Here is a 15,826-nt window from a genome sequence, read left to right as displayed (position 1 = left end):
CAGGGCAGGGAGCGAAACATGAATGATCCGAAGGTAGAAGCCAAGTACGAATCCATCCTGCTGCGGGTGCTGTGGATGATTGTTTATGTGCTGGTATGGCAAGTGGCGCAATTGATCCTCGGTGCGGTGGTGTTTATGCAGCTGATCTATCGTTTGATTTATGGCGCGCCGAGCGCCAGCTTGATGAACTTCGGCGACAGTCTGAGCCAGTTTCTGGCGCAGATCGGTCGTTTCGGCAGCTTTCACAGCGACCAGAAGCCCTGGCCGTTCGCCGACTGGCCGACGCCGCGTACACCGGAAGGTGAAGCCCCGCACGTTGTGGCGCCAGCACCGCATCCGGCCCGAGATGAGGAACCGAAGCTATGAAACTCTGGGTATTGCGTCATGGTGAAGCCGAGCCTCACGGTACTCGTCCCGACTCCGAGCGGACATTGACCGCCCATGGCCGTGAAGAGGTGTTGCGTGCTGCCGCCTATTTGATGGGCAAACCACTCACCGCCATTTATGCCAGTCCTTATCAGCGAGCGCAGGAGACGGCAGAAATTGTGCGTGCGGCGCTCAATTTCGCGCCGGAGATCCGCACCGTCGACTGGCTGACCCCGGATACCGATCCGGACAAGGTGGCGGAGCAGCTTGTATCGGTGAGTGATGTGCTGCTGGTCAGTCACAATCCGCTGGTGGGCAACTTGCTGAGCTATCTGCAGCATGGCGCCGGCCATCCACCGGAAAAAGTCAGCACCGCCGGCCTGGCTGAGCTGGAGAATAATGAACTGTTGATCGGGTCGATGAAGCTCAACGGCATCAAGCACCCCTAATCTGCTTCTGTTTTAGCTGTGGTTTGTTTCTGCTCTTGTAGGAGCGAGGCTTGCCCGCGAAGCTTTTAGCGTTTTCGAAGACCCCTTCGCGGGCAAGCCTCGCTCCTACAGGGGCGGTGGCGTTCCGTATTTGTTCTTGGTTTTTGTGTGAAATAGTCAACCAAGCACTTGCTTGGTTGACTACGCTTGCTCCAGACAAAAAATAATGGAGCAAGTCGCATGTCTGCTGCTTTCCGTTTGCCATTGGACGCCTTCTACGAGCGTGAAACCCGTCATCCCCGCCAGCGCTTTCTGGTTCAGCCGACGGGGGGCGGCCAGGTCGAAACGTTGACTTGGGCCGACGTCGGCCATCAGGCGCGCTGCGCCGCTCACTGGCTGCGGGCTCGCGAGTTGCCACAAGGCAGCCACATCGCGCTGATCTCGAAAAACTGCGCCCACTGGATCATCGCCGACCTGGCGATCTGGATGGCCGGACATGTCTCGGTGCCGCTTTATCCCAATCTGACCGCCGATTCCGTGGCCCAGGTGCTCGATCATTCCGAAGCCGCACTGGTGTTCATCGGCAAGCTGGATGGCTGGCCGGGCATGTCCGCCGGGGTCAGGTCCGATCTGCCAACCATCAGCCTGCCGCTGTGCCCGGCCGGGTCCTTCGATTTCAGCTGGGCCGATCTGCAGCGCAGCTCGCCGATTCAGGACGACCCAAAACCTGCCGCCGATCAGCTGGCGACCATCATTTACACCTCCGGCACCACGGGGCAGCCCAAAGGTGTGATGCACAGTTTCGGCACGCTTGGATTTGCCACCACTCGCGGCACGCAGTTATTTGGCCTGAATGAGTCGGATCGCCTGCTGTCCTACCTGCCGCTGTGCCACGTCGCCGAGCGGATGTTCGTCGAGTTGGCGTCGATTTATACCGGGCAAACGGTATTTTTTGCCGAGAGCCTCGATACCTTTCTCACTGATCTAAAACGTGCCCGGCCGACCGCGCTGTTTGGCGTGCCGCGAATCTGGACCAAATTCCAGATGGGCGTGTACAGCAAGATCCCGGCTAAGCGCCTCGACTTCCTGCTCGGCTTGCCCTTCATTGGCAAACGGGTAGGGCACAAAGTCCTCGCCGGGCTGGGGCTGGATGCCTTGCGCATCGCCTTGTCCGGTGCGGCGCCAGTGCCGCAGACCTTGCTGCTCTGGTACCGAAAACTGGGGCTGGATGTGCTGGAGGTGTACGGCATGACCGAAAGCTGCGGTTATTCCCACATCGGCCTGCCAGGCCTGAACAAACCCGGCTGGATCGGCAAGCCATGCCCGGAAGTCGAAGTGCGCATCGAACTGTCTGGCGAAGTACTGGTGCGCAGCGGCGCGACCATGCTCGGCTATTTCAAGGAACCTGGGAAAACCGCCGAAGCCATCACTGAGGACGGTTACCTGCGCACCGGCGACAAGGGCGAGGAAGACGCCGAAGGCAACCTGCGCCTGACCGGGCGCCTGAAGGAAATTTTCAAAACCAGCAAAGGCAAATACGTCGCCCCCGCACCGATTGAAAATCGCCTGGCGGTGCATGCGCGGATCGAACAAGTGTGTGTGGTTGGCGATGGGCTGAGCGCACCGCTGGGGTTGTGCGTGTTGTCGGCAGTCGGTCAGCAGGACGCGAAGGGATCGGCCCGGGCGGGCTTGCATTCAAGCCTGGAAAAACTGCTGGAGGAGGTCAACGGCGTCCTCGACAGACATGAGCGCTTGCATCGGCTGGTAGTGGTCAAGGGCAGTTGGGCGGTGGAAAACGGCTTCCTGACACCGACCCTGAAGATCAAGCGCAACATGATCGAAGCGGCTTACGGTGCGCGCTTTGAAGAATGGAGCGAGCGTAGTGAGGCGGTGCTGTGGCAGGATTGAGCCACGAACAACTCCAGCAAAGGAACGTAACGATGAGTCTGTGGCGCACCATTCCCAACGTCGAGCAGTTGAATGCAATCGGGAAAAATACCATCAGCGAAGTGCTGGATATTCGCTTTGAAGCCTTCGATGACGAGTCCCTGACTGCCAGTATGGTCATCGACCATCGCACGCATCAGCCCTATGGTTTGCTGCATGGCGGTGCCTCGGTGGTGCTGGCCGAAACCGTTGGCTCGATGGCCAGTTACCTGTGCATCGACGCCAGCAAGTTTTATTGCGTGGGCCTGGAAATCAACGCCAACCATTTGCGCGGCCTGCGCAGTGGGCGAGTGACGGCGGTGGCCAAGGCGATTCACATCGGTCGCACGACGCATGTCTGGGATATTCGGTTGAGCAGTGATGAAGGGAAGGCCAGTTGCGTGTCGCGGCTGACCATGGCAGTGGTGCCGTTGGGTGAGGCCCCGCCAGCACGGTAGGTCGCCCATTACAGTGCTGGAAAACCGGTAGTGTTTGGTCATTTCAGACCTGATGCACGTTGTTGATGGAGCTTCGCCTGGACGGAGGGTGTTCGCTTCTGGAGTCGCCGAGTACTGGGCCTGTTACTCGGCTCTCAGGGATACCGTCGTAACCTCGTTTGACCGCTGCCATGACAACTCCACGACCTTCGGTCCAGAACCCCGAGGCGCCGAGTATCGCTGACTGGATTTCAGACGGCAGTGTCGAAATAAGCGGTCTGAGTACGCGGGTCAACTCCCGATTGATCGTCGCCGATACGTTTCTGCCTATGCTGCCATGCAAAACGTTATGAGCATAATTCCGATCAAACCTGATTTGCCCAGAGCCTTCCTGATAGGACGTATTGGGGTGAAGGGAGCGGAACAGGGTCCCGATGCCGCCGTCTGCAGCTTCGGCAAGGAAGGCGAATAAGCCGCTTATGGATGAATGCAATCCGGCTTGTAAATAGCTGGATGCAGCCCTTATTCCCCCATAGACGAGAGCGGTCGGCCCCACAGATCCGAGGCGGCTGAGAAGGTCGGTATCCCCCCAAGGGTAATTTGCGCCCTGTTGGTTGCCAGCGACTTGAATACTTTCTCGAACAAAGTTGCCAGCTACCGTGGCGATCCGATCAATGGCGTCAGTGTTCAACTGGCCTTCTTCGAGATCGGTACGATTGTAGAACGCTGGTACGGCAGCCAGCGTAGCTGCGGTTATACCTGCCAGCAGTGGCAGGGCTTTTTTGTACCGGCTATTGGCCGCCAATCCTGCTGTCGTGTACGCGGCAGAGCTGCTTTCCAGTGCAATTGCCGTTGCCAAGAGCAAGTTGTTGCTCGTTTCCGTGGGAGGCAACTGAGAAAGGCTGACGGAAACGATCATTCGGGTCACTGTCCCAAAAAAACTGGCCATGCCGTCGACGGCGGTATTAGTCGCCACGGCAGTGGTGCGGTTGAGACCTTGATTGTCGATATAACCGATCGGATTGCCGCGAACCATCGCATACAAGTTAAACCCGTCCGCCGTACCACCCGGATCGGCACTCAGCCAACGCTGTTGCCAGGGCATGTAGTACCGCTGGCCGTAGTAATACAGTCCTGTAGCATCCCGCTCCTGTCCTGAGTAGCGAACCGTTTTGTAGCTGGCTTCCTGTTTGTCTCGCCCGGCCCACCAACAGGTTCCGCCATAGGGGTAATAACTTTCCCACGTGATGATTCTGGCTGCCCCATCCAGCTCGACAGTGCTGGAGTTCAAATGATCGGTGAAGCTGTAGCGGTGCTGGTCCTGTGAAATGCCTGACGGGGGCTCTTTCTCCCAGTGCAGGACCTGAACCGTCCCACGCCCGGCCTTGACCGTAATGACATGGAGGATTTCGTCGGGGGAGGTGCGAATTTCCACACCCGGCAGGTAGCGGGTTTCGTGCGTGCGAGTCAATGTGCCGGTGTAGGCTTGGCGGATCTTGCGCTGTCGCTGGCCGCTGCCGTCGTATAGGTAAAACTCGATGTCGTCAGGTTCGTTCTCGCGCACTACCTGCTCGACCTGACGCAACTGATTGCGCAGGTCCCATAGCAGGTCTTGTCTGGGTTGGAGGTACTTGCGGTTACCGTTCAGGTCAAAGCCTGCGGCAATCTCGTTCTCCTCCGGCAGTTCTCCATTGGCTTTTTGGGGGAGGCTGCGATTACTCAATCCGGCGATGGCGGTACATTCGGTACGGCTGGCGCTATCCGCCTGATGCTGCATGACCCGCATATTTCCCGCGTTGTCGTAGGTGTAGAACCGCGTGTAATTTTCCAGTTGTCCGGGATCGGGGACGGACTGGAAATCGGGTAATTGCGGCCCGGCGGGGGCATTGCGAACCTGTCGGCCACGGGCTTCGATCAGTCGATAAAGGCTGTCGTACCGGTAGTGAAGGGTCGGATCGATCCGTTGATTGCGGTGGTAGTGAGCCGCTTCAGCGGCGTCGGTCAAACACGTGACATTGCCCACAGCGTCGTATTCGTACGTCAGATCCTGCAGCGCAGGCTGTCCAGGCAGGCAGGCCTTCAAGTGCTCCAGTCGACCATCTTCCGGGCGAAAAGTCGCGGTAGAAATAACACCATTTCCCGCACGTTGATGCTCGATCTGGCCGAAGGCGTTGTACTGGATTTCACTGATCAGCGTTTTTTGTTTTGCCAGCCCGGTGAGTTTCAGGCTGACCTCGCGCATTTGCGCGGCGCGATCCTGAAGAAATGTCTGTGTGTTACCCCGTGCGTCGGACTGGCTGACGGGGTCACCTGCGGCATTACAGCGGATGCGTGTAATGGCCGATTCAGTTTCCAGAAAAGTATCGCGCTCTGCTTCCGCCACGGGCCAGTCAATCGGCCATTGTGGATCCGCGACGAATGTACGGCTGATTTGCAGCGGTGTGCCGGCGAGGCTGAATTGGGCGAAGTGCTGCGTTCCTGCGGTATCGTCATGCCGAATCAATTGGCCGCGCTGGTTATGGGTTTCATCGGCGCTGGCATCCATGTAGGAAAAACGTGCAACGCAATTCTCCGGTCCGCCGTGGGCGCGCTCGAATGTGGCGATGGGACGCCGCTGCCGGTCATAGTCCACGCGGCTATGGCTGAGTTTCTGATCCCACCCGTCAACACCTTGTCCATCTTCGCCGAACAACCCCAGGCGCCAACCAGCGTCACTGTTTTCGGACAGGAGCACGACGCCCGACAGACTGAACACATTTTTTTGATTGGCGGCCGTCTGCCGAGTGCTTTGATGTAAAAGGAACAGTCGCGGATCGCGGCTTAGCACCGCACGACCGGCAATGTCGTGCATCTGTTGGGTGATGCAACTCTCAGGAGCGGTCACACCGTCACGACGGTGATACGCGATGGCCCGCACCCCTTGTCCTCGAGAGTCGAAAGCTTCGATAGCTGGAGTGTTTGCGTGGGTCATGACTGGCGTTGCCTGTGGCTTGGCGACAATGATCTTATCGGCGTCATCAGGCTTGACTGTCAACTGTCAGAACTAACAGGTACTCGCTAAAACTGACATAGCCACGGCACGACTGTCATCATTCCTGGCAGTTACGGTCATTGCAGATACCAGTAGGCTTGCGGACAATCGTGCTCTGTTCTCGCTATGGATTTGCAGGTATGTCGCAACAGATATTTTTCGCCCACGCCAATGGCTTTCCTTCGGGGACCTACGGCAAGTTGTTCACGGCGTTGGCGCCCGAGTATCAGGTGACGCATCTGGAGCAGCACGCCCATGACCCGCGTTTTCCTGCGGACGACAACTGGAACAATCTGGTGGATGAGCTGATCCATCACCTCAAGCAGCAGCCGGAATCGGTCTGGGGCGTCGGTCACTCCTTTGGCGGCGTGCTGCACCTGCACGCCGCATTGCGTTGCCCTGAGCTGTATCGCGGCGTGGTGATGCTCGATTCGCCGGTGCTGACCCGCGCCGATCAATGGGTGATCCGTGCCGCCAAGCGCTTCGGTTTCATCGATCGCCTGACCCCGGCCGGCCGCACATTGGGGCGACGGGAAGAGTTCGCCGATCTGGACGCGGCCCGCCTGTATTTCGCCGATAAAACCCTGTTTCGTGGCTTTGATCCGGAATGCTTCGACGCCTATCTTCAACATGGTTTGCACAATGTCGGCGGCAAGCTGCGCCTGCGTTTCGACCCGGCCACGGAAATCAGCATCTACCGCGGCGTGCCCCACACCAGCCCCGGCCGTGCACGGCAGTTGAAAGTGCCGCTGGCGGTGGTTCGCGGGCACAAGAGCCGCGTGGTGCTGCGTCATCACGCCCGTTCCGTCGGGCGCATGCCCTTGGGTGAGTCCTTGACCATGCCCGGCGGCCATATGTTTCCCCTCGAACGCCCACAAGATACGGCCACGCTGCTGAAGAATCTGTTCAGTCGCTGGGACGGTCGCAGCCAACAGGATTGTGCATGAACAGCGTCGTCGAAGAAGTTCGCCTGAGCCTGCCGCATATCGAGTTGGCGGCGCACTTGTTCGGTCCCGAGGACGGCTTGCCGGTGATCGCCTTGCACGGCTGGCTGGACAACGCCAACAGCTTTGCCCGGCTGGCGCCCAAGCTCAAAGGCTTGCGCATCATTGCGCTGGACATGGCCGGGCATGGTCACTCGGGGCATCGACCGAACGGCGCCGGTTACGCGCTGTGGGACTACGCCCACGATGTGCTGCAAGTAGCCGAGCAGTTGGGGTGGAAACGTTTTGCACTGCTGGGGCATTCCCTGGGGGCGATCGTCTCGCTGGTGCTGGCCGGGTCGTTGCCGGAGCGGGTCACGCATCTGGCCTTGATCGACGGCATCATTCCTCCTACAGACAAAGGCGAAAACGCCGCCGAGCGCATGGGCATGGCCCTGCAAGCGCAGCTGGATCTGCGGGAAAAACGCAAACCGGTCTACAACACCCTGGATCGCGCCATCGAAGCACGAATGAAAGGCTTGGTGGCGGTCAGTCGTGAAGCCGCCGAACTGTTGGCCCAGCGCGGCTTGATGCCGGTGCCGGGCGGTTATACCTGGCGCACCGACAACCGCCTGACCCTGCCATCGCCGCTACGTCTGACCACGGAACAGGCGATGGCCTTCGTCCAGCGTGTCAGTTGTCCTGCACACCTGGTGGTCGCGGCTGACGGCATGCTCGCCAAACATCCTGAGTTGCTGGAACGTCTACCCTTTAGCCGTGAACAGTTGCCTGGCGGCCATCATTTGCACCTGAATGACGAACCCGGTGCCGACCTTGTCGCAGACTGTTTCAATCGGTTCTTCGCCGTTCCTTGACTTGCGCCCGGCAACTGTCGAGGCTGGGCGGGTTGAAATGGGAGACAACCATGATAGATCTGTACACCGCTGCGACCCCGAATGGCCACAAGGTCTCTATCGTGCTCGAGGAACTCGGCCTGCCCTACACGGTGCATGCCTTGAGTTTCGACAAAAAGGAACAGAAGTCCCCGGACTTTCTCAAGATCAATCCCAATGGGCGGATTCCGGCGATTGTCGACCGTGCCAATGGCGATTTCGCCGTGTTCGAGTCCGGCGCGATCCTGATTTACCTCGCCGAGATGACCGGCAAACTGCTGCCCCAGGACCCCAAGGGGCGCTCGGTGGTATTGCAGTGGCTGATGTTCCAGATGGGCGGAATCGGGCCGATGCAGGGCCAGGCCAACGTGTTTTTCCGTTACTTCCCGGAAAAACTCCAAGGCGCTATCGACCGTTATCAACATGAAACCCGGCGCTTGTATGAAGTGCTCGACACGCGTCTGCAAGCCGTAGAGTTTCTGGCGGGCGAGTACAGCATTGCCGACATTGCCACTTATCCATGGGTCCGTGGCCATGAATGGTCTGGTGTCGCGGTGGATGGCTTGTCAGCCCTGCAGCGCTGGATGGCGACAATGGAGGCGCGTCCTGCGGTACAACGCGGTTTACTGGTGCCCGAGCGAATTGATGACGACAGTGTCATCAAGGGTGCCCAGGCCATGCTGATTCGATGAGTCCATCCATGCGTTCACTCACTCTGCTGGCGCTGTGTTGTTTCAGTCCTCTTTTATTTGCCGCTGATATCCCTGGCAGTCAGGACCTGCCGATCGTGCCGCGTATGGCCGATGCGCAGATCGTCGACTATCGCCCGGCTGTCGAGCTCGAGCGGATTTACCCGTTGGGTTCGATCCGCAAGATCAGCGGCCAACTGCGTTTCGACGGTCAGGTCACTGCTCGGGGGCAAACCACCTCGGTGACCTACGAATTGCCACCGGAACATTCCTCTACCGATGCCTTCACAGCCGCTCGCGAAGCCTTGCAAAAGCAGGGCGCCGAGTTGTTGTTCTGGTGCCAGGCCCGGGATTGTGGTGAAAGCAGCCTGTGGGCCAATGAAGTCTTCGGCAACGCCAAGCTATATGGCGCCGATAATCAGCAGGCTTATTTGTTGCTGCGTTTGGCGGCCCCTCAAGACAACACACTGGTGGCGCTTTACAGCATCACGCGTGGCAATCGCAGGGCTTATCTGCACGTCGAACAGTTCGACGCTGCTGCGCCATTGGGCGATTTGCTGCCAACTTCCGCGACCTTGCTGCGACAGCTCAAGAGCACCGGTGAGCTTGATTTCCCCAAACTCGACGGCGACCCTGATGACACCTGGCTGCGTTTGATTTCCCGAGGCCTGAACCTGGACACCACATTGCGCGTCAATGTATCGGGGCCCAATGCCGAAGCCTGGCGCCAGGCGCTGATCGGCCAGGGTGTGCGGTCGGCACGGATGGAAACCGGCAACGTCGAAGGCTCTGGCCTGCACTTCGAGCTGTTGCGATAAGCTTCATTGGGCGAGCGCGTTCTGCGCGTTCGCCTACTCTTTGCTGACTGACTTTTTCGTCTGACTTTTTTCAGGATCATACATGCCCAATAACGATCGGCTGTTGGTGCAAATTCTGCTCCTGGTGCTGTTTGGCGCGAGCTTTTGGGTGATGGCGCCGTTCTGGTCGGCGCTGTTCTGGGGGGCGGTGCTGGCGTTTGCCAGTTGGCCGCTGATGCGTTTGTTGACCCGTTGGCTCAATGGCCGTGAATCCCTGGCGGCGTTGGTACTGACACTCGGCTGGATGGTGCTGGTGGCGGCGCCGCTGGTGTGGCTGGGGTTCAATCTGGCGGATCATGTGCGCGATGCCACGGCGCTCATCAAGGATTTACAGGTCGATGGACTGCCTGAGGCGCCGACCTGGCTGGGCGATATTCCCTTGGTCGGCGCTCGGTTGGTGGGGATCTGGAACAGCATCGATCAGCAAGGCGCGGCGATGATGCTGGCGATCAAGCCTTATCTGGGGCAGGTCGGTAACTGGTTGCTGGCACGCAGTGCGCAGATTGGCGGCGGAATTCTCGAGCTGACGCTGAGTATTGTGTTCGTGTTTTTTTTCTACCGCGACGGGCCACGGTTGGCGGTGTTTGTTCATGGGCTGCTGGAGCGGCTGATCGGTGACCGTGCCGGCTATTACATCGAACTGGTGGCGGGTACCGTGCAGCGAGTGGTCAATGGGGTGATCGGCACCGCGGCGGCTCAGGCTATTCTGGCGTTGATCGGCTTCCTGATTGCCGGTGTACCCGGGGCGTTGGTGCTGGGGATCGTGACCTTCCTGCTCAGCCTGATTCCGATGGGGCCGCCGTTGGTGTGGATTCCAGCCACGGCGTGGTTGGCCTGGAAAGGGGAGTACGGGATGGCGGTGTTCCTTGGGTGCTGGGGGACATTCATTATCAGCGGGGTCGACAACGTACTTAAGCCGTACCTGATCAGCCGGGGCGGGAATCTGCCGTTAGTGATCGTGCTGCTCGGGGTGTTTGGCGGGTTGATTGCGTTCGGGTTTATCGGTCTGTTCATCGGCCCGACATTGTTAGCCGTGGCTTACAGCCTGCTGACCGATTGGAGCAAGAGTCAGGCTCGGGTCGATGATCGCCGGCCCTGAGGTGCCGACACTGAACACCGGGGAGTTTCTATGTTGCAGGGCAACCCTGTAACTTCAGGTCGGCTGGTATTCGCTCTGATTTTTCATCAGGGCCAATGCCACCCGGCAGAGTTTTCCGGTCAAAGGCACATCGATAATGTATGGCGAATCGCCGTCGCAAAGGGCTGTTGGGCGGTTTCCAGAATTTCTTCTTCAAGAAATTGCTGAAAGCCCTCGCTGTCCGGATTCTCCAGAAACAGTTGTTGGAGTGCTTCCGCCGTATCCAGGCAGCGACGCACAGCTTCTCGCCTCATTTCACGAAGCGCACCATTCTCAGCATCCAGATTGAAGATGCGCAAGGTTTCGACTGCTCTGTGGCGCAATGGGGCATCGAGATCTGCACGTGCTGCAATTGTGCCGTCGCTGACGAAAATGAAATAGTCGTCAGGATTGTCTTCATCGGGTTTTATCAGGACGGTGTGATCATAGGGACGACACCGGTCTTTGAAATTCCCACACGATTCTTCCCGTTTACATGAGCCGAACAAATTGCTCCAATCGAAAATACCCTGGCGGTATCTTTCTCTCTGCCGAAAGTGTTCGATGTGCGCATTGGTGTGTTTGCTGATATCGGCTTCGCAGTAGGCGCAACGAGTATCTTGCATGGCTCGCAGATGCTCCCAGATCTGCGCACGCTCCGGCAGCGTCGGCGAGTCCAGCGACCATTTGTGCAATCCATGTCTGTAGCGGGTAAGACAGCGTGGTCCTTCACCCCGAACGAGCTTACGCATGTCCCCGACTCCCTTTTCTTACTGTTTTGTCAGCTGTTTGCGTTTGAACGTTTCCAGTCTGATCAGCCGCTGGCAGTCAAGCATGTTGGGATGTTGAGTGCCGAAATGTTCATCCAGGTACTCACGGAGGGCTAAGCCCTTTGCTGACTCATGAAGGTCCTGCTGGATAAGCGCCATGTACTCGCTCAGTTTTTGAGCAGGTTCATTGTCCGGCGTCGGATCGATATCCATGACGTAGGCGAGCACCTGCGAACTGGCTACGCCCTGAGTCTGTTGATCCACATTGCTCACGGTGACCCTACGCCCTTTATCGTCAGTCACGGTTTGTAGAACTCGGATACAGCGTGCTGGCACTGAAGTAATTACCTGAGGGCTGTGTGTCGTCGCAATGAACTGGATACACGGGAAAGCCCCGAGGAGATCAGGTATGACGGTTTGCTGCCACGAGGGATGAAGGTGCATGTCGACCTCGTCAATCAACACGACTCCAGTACTTTTACGGGGGGCGAGGATACCCAAGTGAGGATTGAGTTTTACGCAGCGGTAGGCAATGTCGGCAGCCAAGGCGACAATATTGCGAATCCCGTCGCTGAGTTGGCTGACTTTCAGAACTCCGTGAACTGGATGTTCTAGCACCAGATCGGCGAACTCACTGCTATAGGCCAGATCTCGCCATCCTGTTTGAGTTGCCAGGACAGCATTCACTGCGTTCTGCACCGCTAGAACCGGATGGGCGAACTCATCCTTCACGTCAATGCTGAGCTTTCCACGCTCAAGATTACGAATTTGTTCTTCACGATAGCTGCGGAAAATTCGTGTGTACCATTTGGCAAAGTGTTTATAGCTGGAGGCCGGGTCAAGGCAATCGCGATAGCCATAGGTCCTAGAAAACTCAGCGTTTTCGGCTTTTTCAAAAGCTGCCGTCAGTTTTTTCTGACTCCAGAGCCGTCCGGTGCCGTAGTAAGCCAGTACAGGTAAGTCGAACGGTTTCAGTTGCCCGGAAACCGCTCTGTCAAAGATCTGTACTTCAAGTACTTCGGCTGTGGCTTCTAGCCTGGTGGCGTCGGCATCCCCCCGGGTTTGTGTACCTTTTCGGATGCTTTCCCGGCGACGTGACCACTGCCATTCTTTTTCCAGAAAAAAAGCATGGGCGGTCAGGCGAGCGGGGAGCGAAGGCTCCATCTGATGCGCTTTGACGGGACGCAAAAAAACGTCATCTGGGTGTATGCCAGTGATGTCATTGGTGGTGCTACCGAGGTCAAACCCACGGAGATAGGGCCACAATGCAACTTTGATGGCATCCAGCAAGCTGGTCTTGCCTTGGCCGTTTCGGGCAACCAACAAAGTCAGTTGCTCATCGATCTCGAGAGTGAGTGTGGGGAAGCAGCGATAGTTTTCCAGCTCCAGCCTGATCAGTTTCACAGACTTTCCTCCATGTAGACCGATGCCAGGCTGCGGCAGAGGTGATGTTTCCGGGGAACATACATGGCGCGGATTCTACTGTGAATGAAAACAGGTGAATACCATGGACACAGGGCGTTGCAAAACTACATCGGTTCCGGCGGCCCAATCAGTCTTCCCATCACCCCGAACAACCCCAACTCCCGAATCGCTTCCAACTCCCCCTGTGTTTCCACCATCTCGGCAATCAACGGTAAATCAATGCTGTTGGTCGCCCGGAAAATCGCCTCGATGAACAGGCGCTTGTCAGTCTGTTCATCGATACCCCGAATATAGGCTCCGTCGATTTTCAGGTAAGCCAGCCCCAGTTGCGTCAGGTTGCCGATCTGGCTGAAGCTGCCGCCGAAGTGCTGCAGTCCGATGCGATAACCGGTGTTGAGCAGACTGTGACTCAGCCGTTGCAGTTCTTCTGGGGGCGGCAATTGGCGTTCGTCGATTTCCAGGGTCAGCAGCGGCGCCAGTTCCGGCAGTGATTCAAGTATGTCGCAGATCAGTTTTAGCTGGGTCTGATCGCGCAGGGTGCTGCCGGACAGGCTCAACGCGAGCGGCCAACGGTTGGCGGCCAGATATTCGAGAGTGGTTTCGAGCATCGCCAGGTCGAATCGAGCCGACCAGCCAAGACGCTCGATCCACGGCAGGAAATGCCCGGCGGCAATCGCCTCGCCCTGCGGATCGAGCAGGCGAGCGAGGACTTTGTGGTGCAGCACCTGGCTGGTGTCGGCACACTGCACCACCGGTTGGAAATACAGCTGCATCTTGCCTTCGGTCAGCGCTTCGTCGATCCAGTTGCGCCAGTCGTGTTGGGACTGGTTCTGTGCGGTATCGGAATGGGTCATGTGTATCCACGGCCGCTCGGGATGTTGCCGGGCCTGGGTCAGCGCCTGATCGAGGCGCAGCAGCACGTCGTTCGCCGGTTCGCCAGGGTGATAGGCGACCACGCCCAGATGCGCCACCGGCATACAGTCGCTGGCACCGGTCAGACGCAGGTTTTCCAGGGTGGCGCTGATTTCGGAAGCCAGGCGTGCAGCATCCTTTCCGTCCAGGCCCGGGGTCAGCAAGCTGAACTCGCCACCGCGATTGCGCGCCGCGAGCCAGGTTCGACGTTCCGGTGGCTGTGTCAGGCGTTTGAGCAATTCACCGACGGCGCCAATCAGGCTATCGGTGCGCTGGCCGCCCAGACGTTGGTTCAGGCCGTTCAGGTCATTGATCCGCAGCATCAGCAAATGACCATCGCGGCTTTGCTCGGAAACCAGTAATTGATCGGCCAGTTGTTCATCCAGCAAGCGCCGGTTGGCCAGGCCCGTGAGGTTGTCCTGATAAGATTCGCAGCGCAGCTTTTCGCTGCGGGCCGCCTCTTCGGCGAACAACGCTTTGAGTTTTTCGACCATCTGGTTCATGGCCAGCACCACGCGTTTGAGTTCCGGCGTACGCGGCAGTTTCGGCAAACTGCGAAACTCGCGTTTGCTGATGGCTTCAGCCTGTTTGACCATGTTGTCGAGCGGGCGCAATTGCCGGCGCAACAGCCAGCCACCAAACACAGCGCTGAGCAGTCCGCAAATCAACAACCAGATCAGGCTGCCGAGGGTACTGTCCCAGAGTTTGGCCAAGGCGAATTGTGGATTGCTCAGCACTTCGACCCGAGCCGCTTGCTCCCAGCCACGCATGATCAGTGCATCGCCACCTTGTGGGCGCAGGTTAACCAGGTTGATGAACCAGGCGGGAACACCCTCGATTTGCGGCGGTGCGCTGCGTTCCACCAACACCCGTTCATCCACAATGTTGACGATACGGATGCTGCTGAAGTAGCCGCTGTCGAAAATCGAGCTGACCATCAACTCGATCATCGCCGGGTCGTCGATCTGTGCTGTCAATGACAAACCCAGCGCCGTGGCGGCGTCTTGGGCGTGGGAGCGCAACTGGCCGAGCATCTGTTCGCGAGAACTTTCCAGGCTGACAAAAAAACTGCCGCCGAAGGCCACCAGCAAGAACAGGCAAATGGCGAGAAACAACTGTTTGCGCAGTGACATAAAACGCTCCTTGCAGTAGCGGCTAGCCTTCGCCCACGGCGAACCCTTCAAATTGCATCTTTTTCAACACGTCTTGCCAACGCGACAGATTTTTCGAGTCGCTGCTGCGTTTGCCACCATTGGCTCCCGGCAAGTACAGGCCTTCGGCGTTAAAGGCGTACACCGGCAACAGGTCTTTGCGTTGGGACGCGGGACGGATCTCGCCGATCAGATTGTCCAGCACCAGCGGATCGGCCGTGGGGCTGCTGTAGAAGGTCAACACCATGTGCGCCTGGTTCTGGGTCAGGGCCTTGACGTAGGTGATGCGCAGTTTCTCGCTGGGAATTCCGAGGTGTCGCAAGCTGAAATATTTCGCCAGGGCGTAGTCTTCACAGTCGCCCGCGGCCTTGATCAGTGATTCCACTGGCGTGGCCCAGTAATCGGTCTGACGCCAGATACGTGTGTCGTCTTGAAAGCTCAGTTGTTGATTGAAGAAGCGATTGACTGCATTCAGTTGTTCGCGCTCGGGCGCGTTGAGTTCGCTTTGCAGCATTTGACTCCAGGCCTCGATCCGTCCCCGGGCCGGGCCAAGGGGGCCATAGCGTTTTTCGGCCGTTTGCAGAATCTGCGCAAAGTCCCACTCGGCCCTGACACTGCCCAACCCAGCCAGCAGAAAACTCGTCAGCAGCAGCCATCCGCCGAACCGAAGTCGGAGCGTTGACCATCCTGGACTACGCGGACTGCGGGACATGTCTGGCTGCTCGGGTGCAGATGTCTGAAGTCTAGGCGGTGTTTTCAGCGAAGAAGGGCAGGTCGTCGGACGAAGGGCATCGGCGGGTTGCTTTCTGTGGCGAGGGAGCTTGCTCCCGCTCGGCTGCGCAGCAGTCGCAAAACTAGCTAATGCGGTGTGTCAGGAAAAATTGGGTCGCAGGGTTTGGGG

14 protein-coding genes and 1 pseudogene are annotated in these 15,826 nt (G+C 58.2%); 9 read left to right on the top strand and 6 right to left on the bottom strand.

Going from position 1 to position 15,826, the window contains the following annotated elements; translation table 11 throughout:
- Positions 1-18: 18 nt before the first annotated feature.
- The 4 genes from PMI18_RS18460 (at position 19) to PMI18_RS18475 (ending at position 3,178) form a co-directional block, all read left to right on the top strand.
- Positions 19-366, top strand: coding sequence for a DUF4389 domain-containing protein (locus tag PMI18_RS18460; RefSeq protein WP_007899029.1), 348 nt, complete (start codon positions 19-21; stop codon positions 364-366).
- Positions 363-815 (top strand): phosphohistidine phosphatase SixA, encoded by a 453-nt coding sequence (gene sixA / locus PMI18_RS18465; RefSeq protein ID WP_007899028.1) that lies wholly within the window; start codon positions 363-365, stop codon positions 813-815. The genes PMI18_RS18460 and sixA overlap by 4 nt, the downstream gene beginning before the upstream one ends.
- Positions 816-1,034: 219 nt before the next feature.
- Positions 1,035-2,702, top strand: a complete 1,668-nt coding sequence (locus tag PMI18_RS18470) for an AMP-binding protein (RefSeq protein WP_007899025.1) — start codon at positions 1,035-1,037, stop codon at positions 2,700-2,702.
- A gap of 32 nt (positions 2,703-2,734) precedes the next feature.
- Positions 2,735-3,178 (top strand): hotdog fold thioesterase, encoded by a 444-nt coding sequence (locus PMI18_RS18475; RefSeq protein WP_007899024.1) that lies wholly within the window; start codon positions 2,735-2,737, stop codon positions 3,176-3,178.
- 43 nt (positions 3,179-3,221) lie between these two features.
- On the opposite strand, the gene PMI18_RS18480 is transcribed toward PMI18_RS18475, so the two are convergent.
- On the bottom strand, positions 3,222-6,128 hold the full coding sequence (locus PMI18_RS18480; RefSeq protein ID WP_033036265.1) for an RHS repeat-associated core domain-containing protein: 2,907 nt from the start codon (positions 6,126-6,128) through the stop codon (positions 3,222-3,224).
- Between the two features lie 200 nt (positions 6,129-6,328).
- On the opposite strand from PMI18_RS18480, the gene PMI18_RS18485 reads away from it, so the two are divergent.
- The 5 genes from PMI18_RS18485 to PMI18_RS18505 all read left to right on the top strand — a co-directional run bounded on the left by PMI18_RS18485 (position 6,329) and on the right by PMI18_RS18505 (position 10,649).
- A complete protein-coding gene (locus tag PMI18_RS18485) occupies positions 6,329-7,135 on the top strand; it encodes an alpha/beta fold hydrolase (protein ID WP_007899021.1) in 807 nt (268 codons plus the stop codon).
- Positions 7,132-7,986 (top strand): alpha/beta hydrolase, encoded by an 855-nt coding sequence (locus PMI18_RS18490; protein ID WP_007899020.1) that lies wholly within the window; start codon positions 7,132-7,134, stop codon positions 7,984-7,986. Before PMI18_RS18485 ends, PMI18_RS18490 begins: the two co-directional genes overlap by 4 nt.
- Positions 7,987-8,036: 50 nt before the next feature.
- Positions 8,037-8,696 (top strand): glutathione S-transferase family protein, encoded by a 660-nt coding sequence (locus tag PMI18_RS18495; protein ID WP_007899019.1) that lies wholly within the window; start codon positions 8,037-8,039, stop codon positions 8,694-8,696.
- Positions 8,697-8,704: 8 nt separating this feature from the next.
- Entirely contained in the window at positions 8,705-9,511 is an 807-nt protein-coding gene (locus PMI18_RS18500) for a DUF4892 domain-containing protein (protein WP_007899018.1), read from the top strand.
- A gap of 82 nt (positions 9,512-9,593) precedes the next feature.
- Complete coding sequence (locus PMI18_RS18505) at positions 9,594-10,649, top strand: AI-2E family transporter (RefSeq protein WP_007899017.1); 1,056 nt, start codon at positions 9,594-9,596, stop codon at positions 10,647-10,649.
- Between the two features lie 28 nt (positions 10,650-10,677).
- Here PMI18_RS18505 and PMI18_RS31870 read toward each other — a convergent pair.
- The 5 genes and pseudogenes from PMI18_RS31870 to lapG form a co-directional block, all read right to left on the bottom strand.
- Positions 10,678-10,778: pseudogene (locus tag PMI18_RS31870) on the bottom strand (IS110 family transposase); the annotation flags it as partial.
- Positions 10,769-11,419: a retron Ec78 anti-phage system effector HNH endonuclease PtuB gene (gene ptuB / locus PMI18_RS18510; RefSeq protein WP_007899016.1), complete on the bottom strand. Its 651-nt coding sequence runs from the start codon at positions 11,417-11,419 to the stop codon at positions 10,769-10,771. The pseudogene PMI18_RS31870 and the gene ptuB, both read right to left, overlap by 10 nt.
- A gap of 18 nt (positions 11,420-11,437) precedes the next feature.
- Positions 11,438-12,841 (bottom strand): AAA family ATPase, encoded by a 1,404-nt coding sequence (locus tag PMI18_RS18515; RefSeq protein ID WP_007899015.1) that lies wholly within the window; start codon positions 12,839-12,841, stop codon positions 11,438-11,440.
- A 125-nt stretch (positions 12,842-12,966) separates the two neighbouring features.
- On the bottom strand, positions 12,967-14,907 hold the full coding sequence (gene lapD / locus PMI18_RS18520) for a cyclic di-GMP receptor LapD (RefSeq protein ID WP_007899009.1): 1,941 nt from the start codon (positions 14,905-14,907) through the stop codon (positions 12,967-12,969).
- A gap of 22 nt (positions 14,908-14,929) precedes the next feature.
- A complete protein-coding gene (gene lapG, locus PMI18_RS18525) occupies positions 14,930-15,637 on the bottom strand; it encodes a cysteine protease LapG (RefSeq protein WP_007899008.1) in 708 nt (235 codons plus the stop codon).
- Between the last annotated feature and the right edge of the window lie 189 nt (positions 15,638-15,826).

Origin of the sequence: Pseudomonas sp. GM102, from assembly GCF_000282555.1 — a bacterium.
Classification (GTDB): domain Bacteria; phylum Pseudomonadota; class Gammaproteobacteria; order Pseudomonadales; family Pseudomonadaceae; genus Aquipseudomonas.
This window is presented reverse-complemented; position numbering and strand designations above follow the sequence as displayed.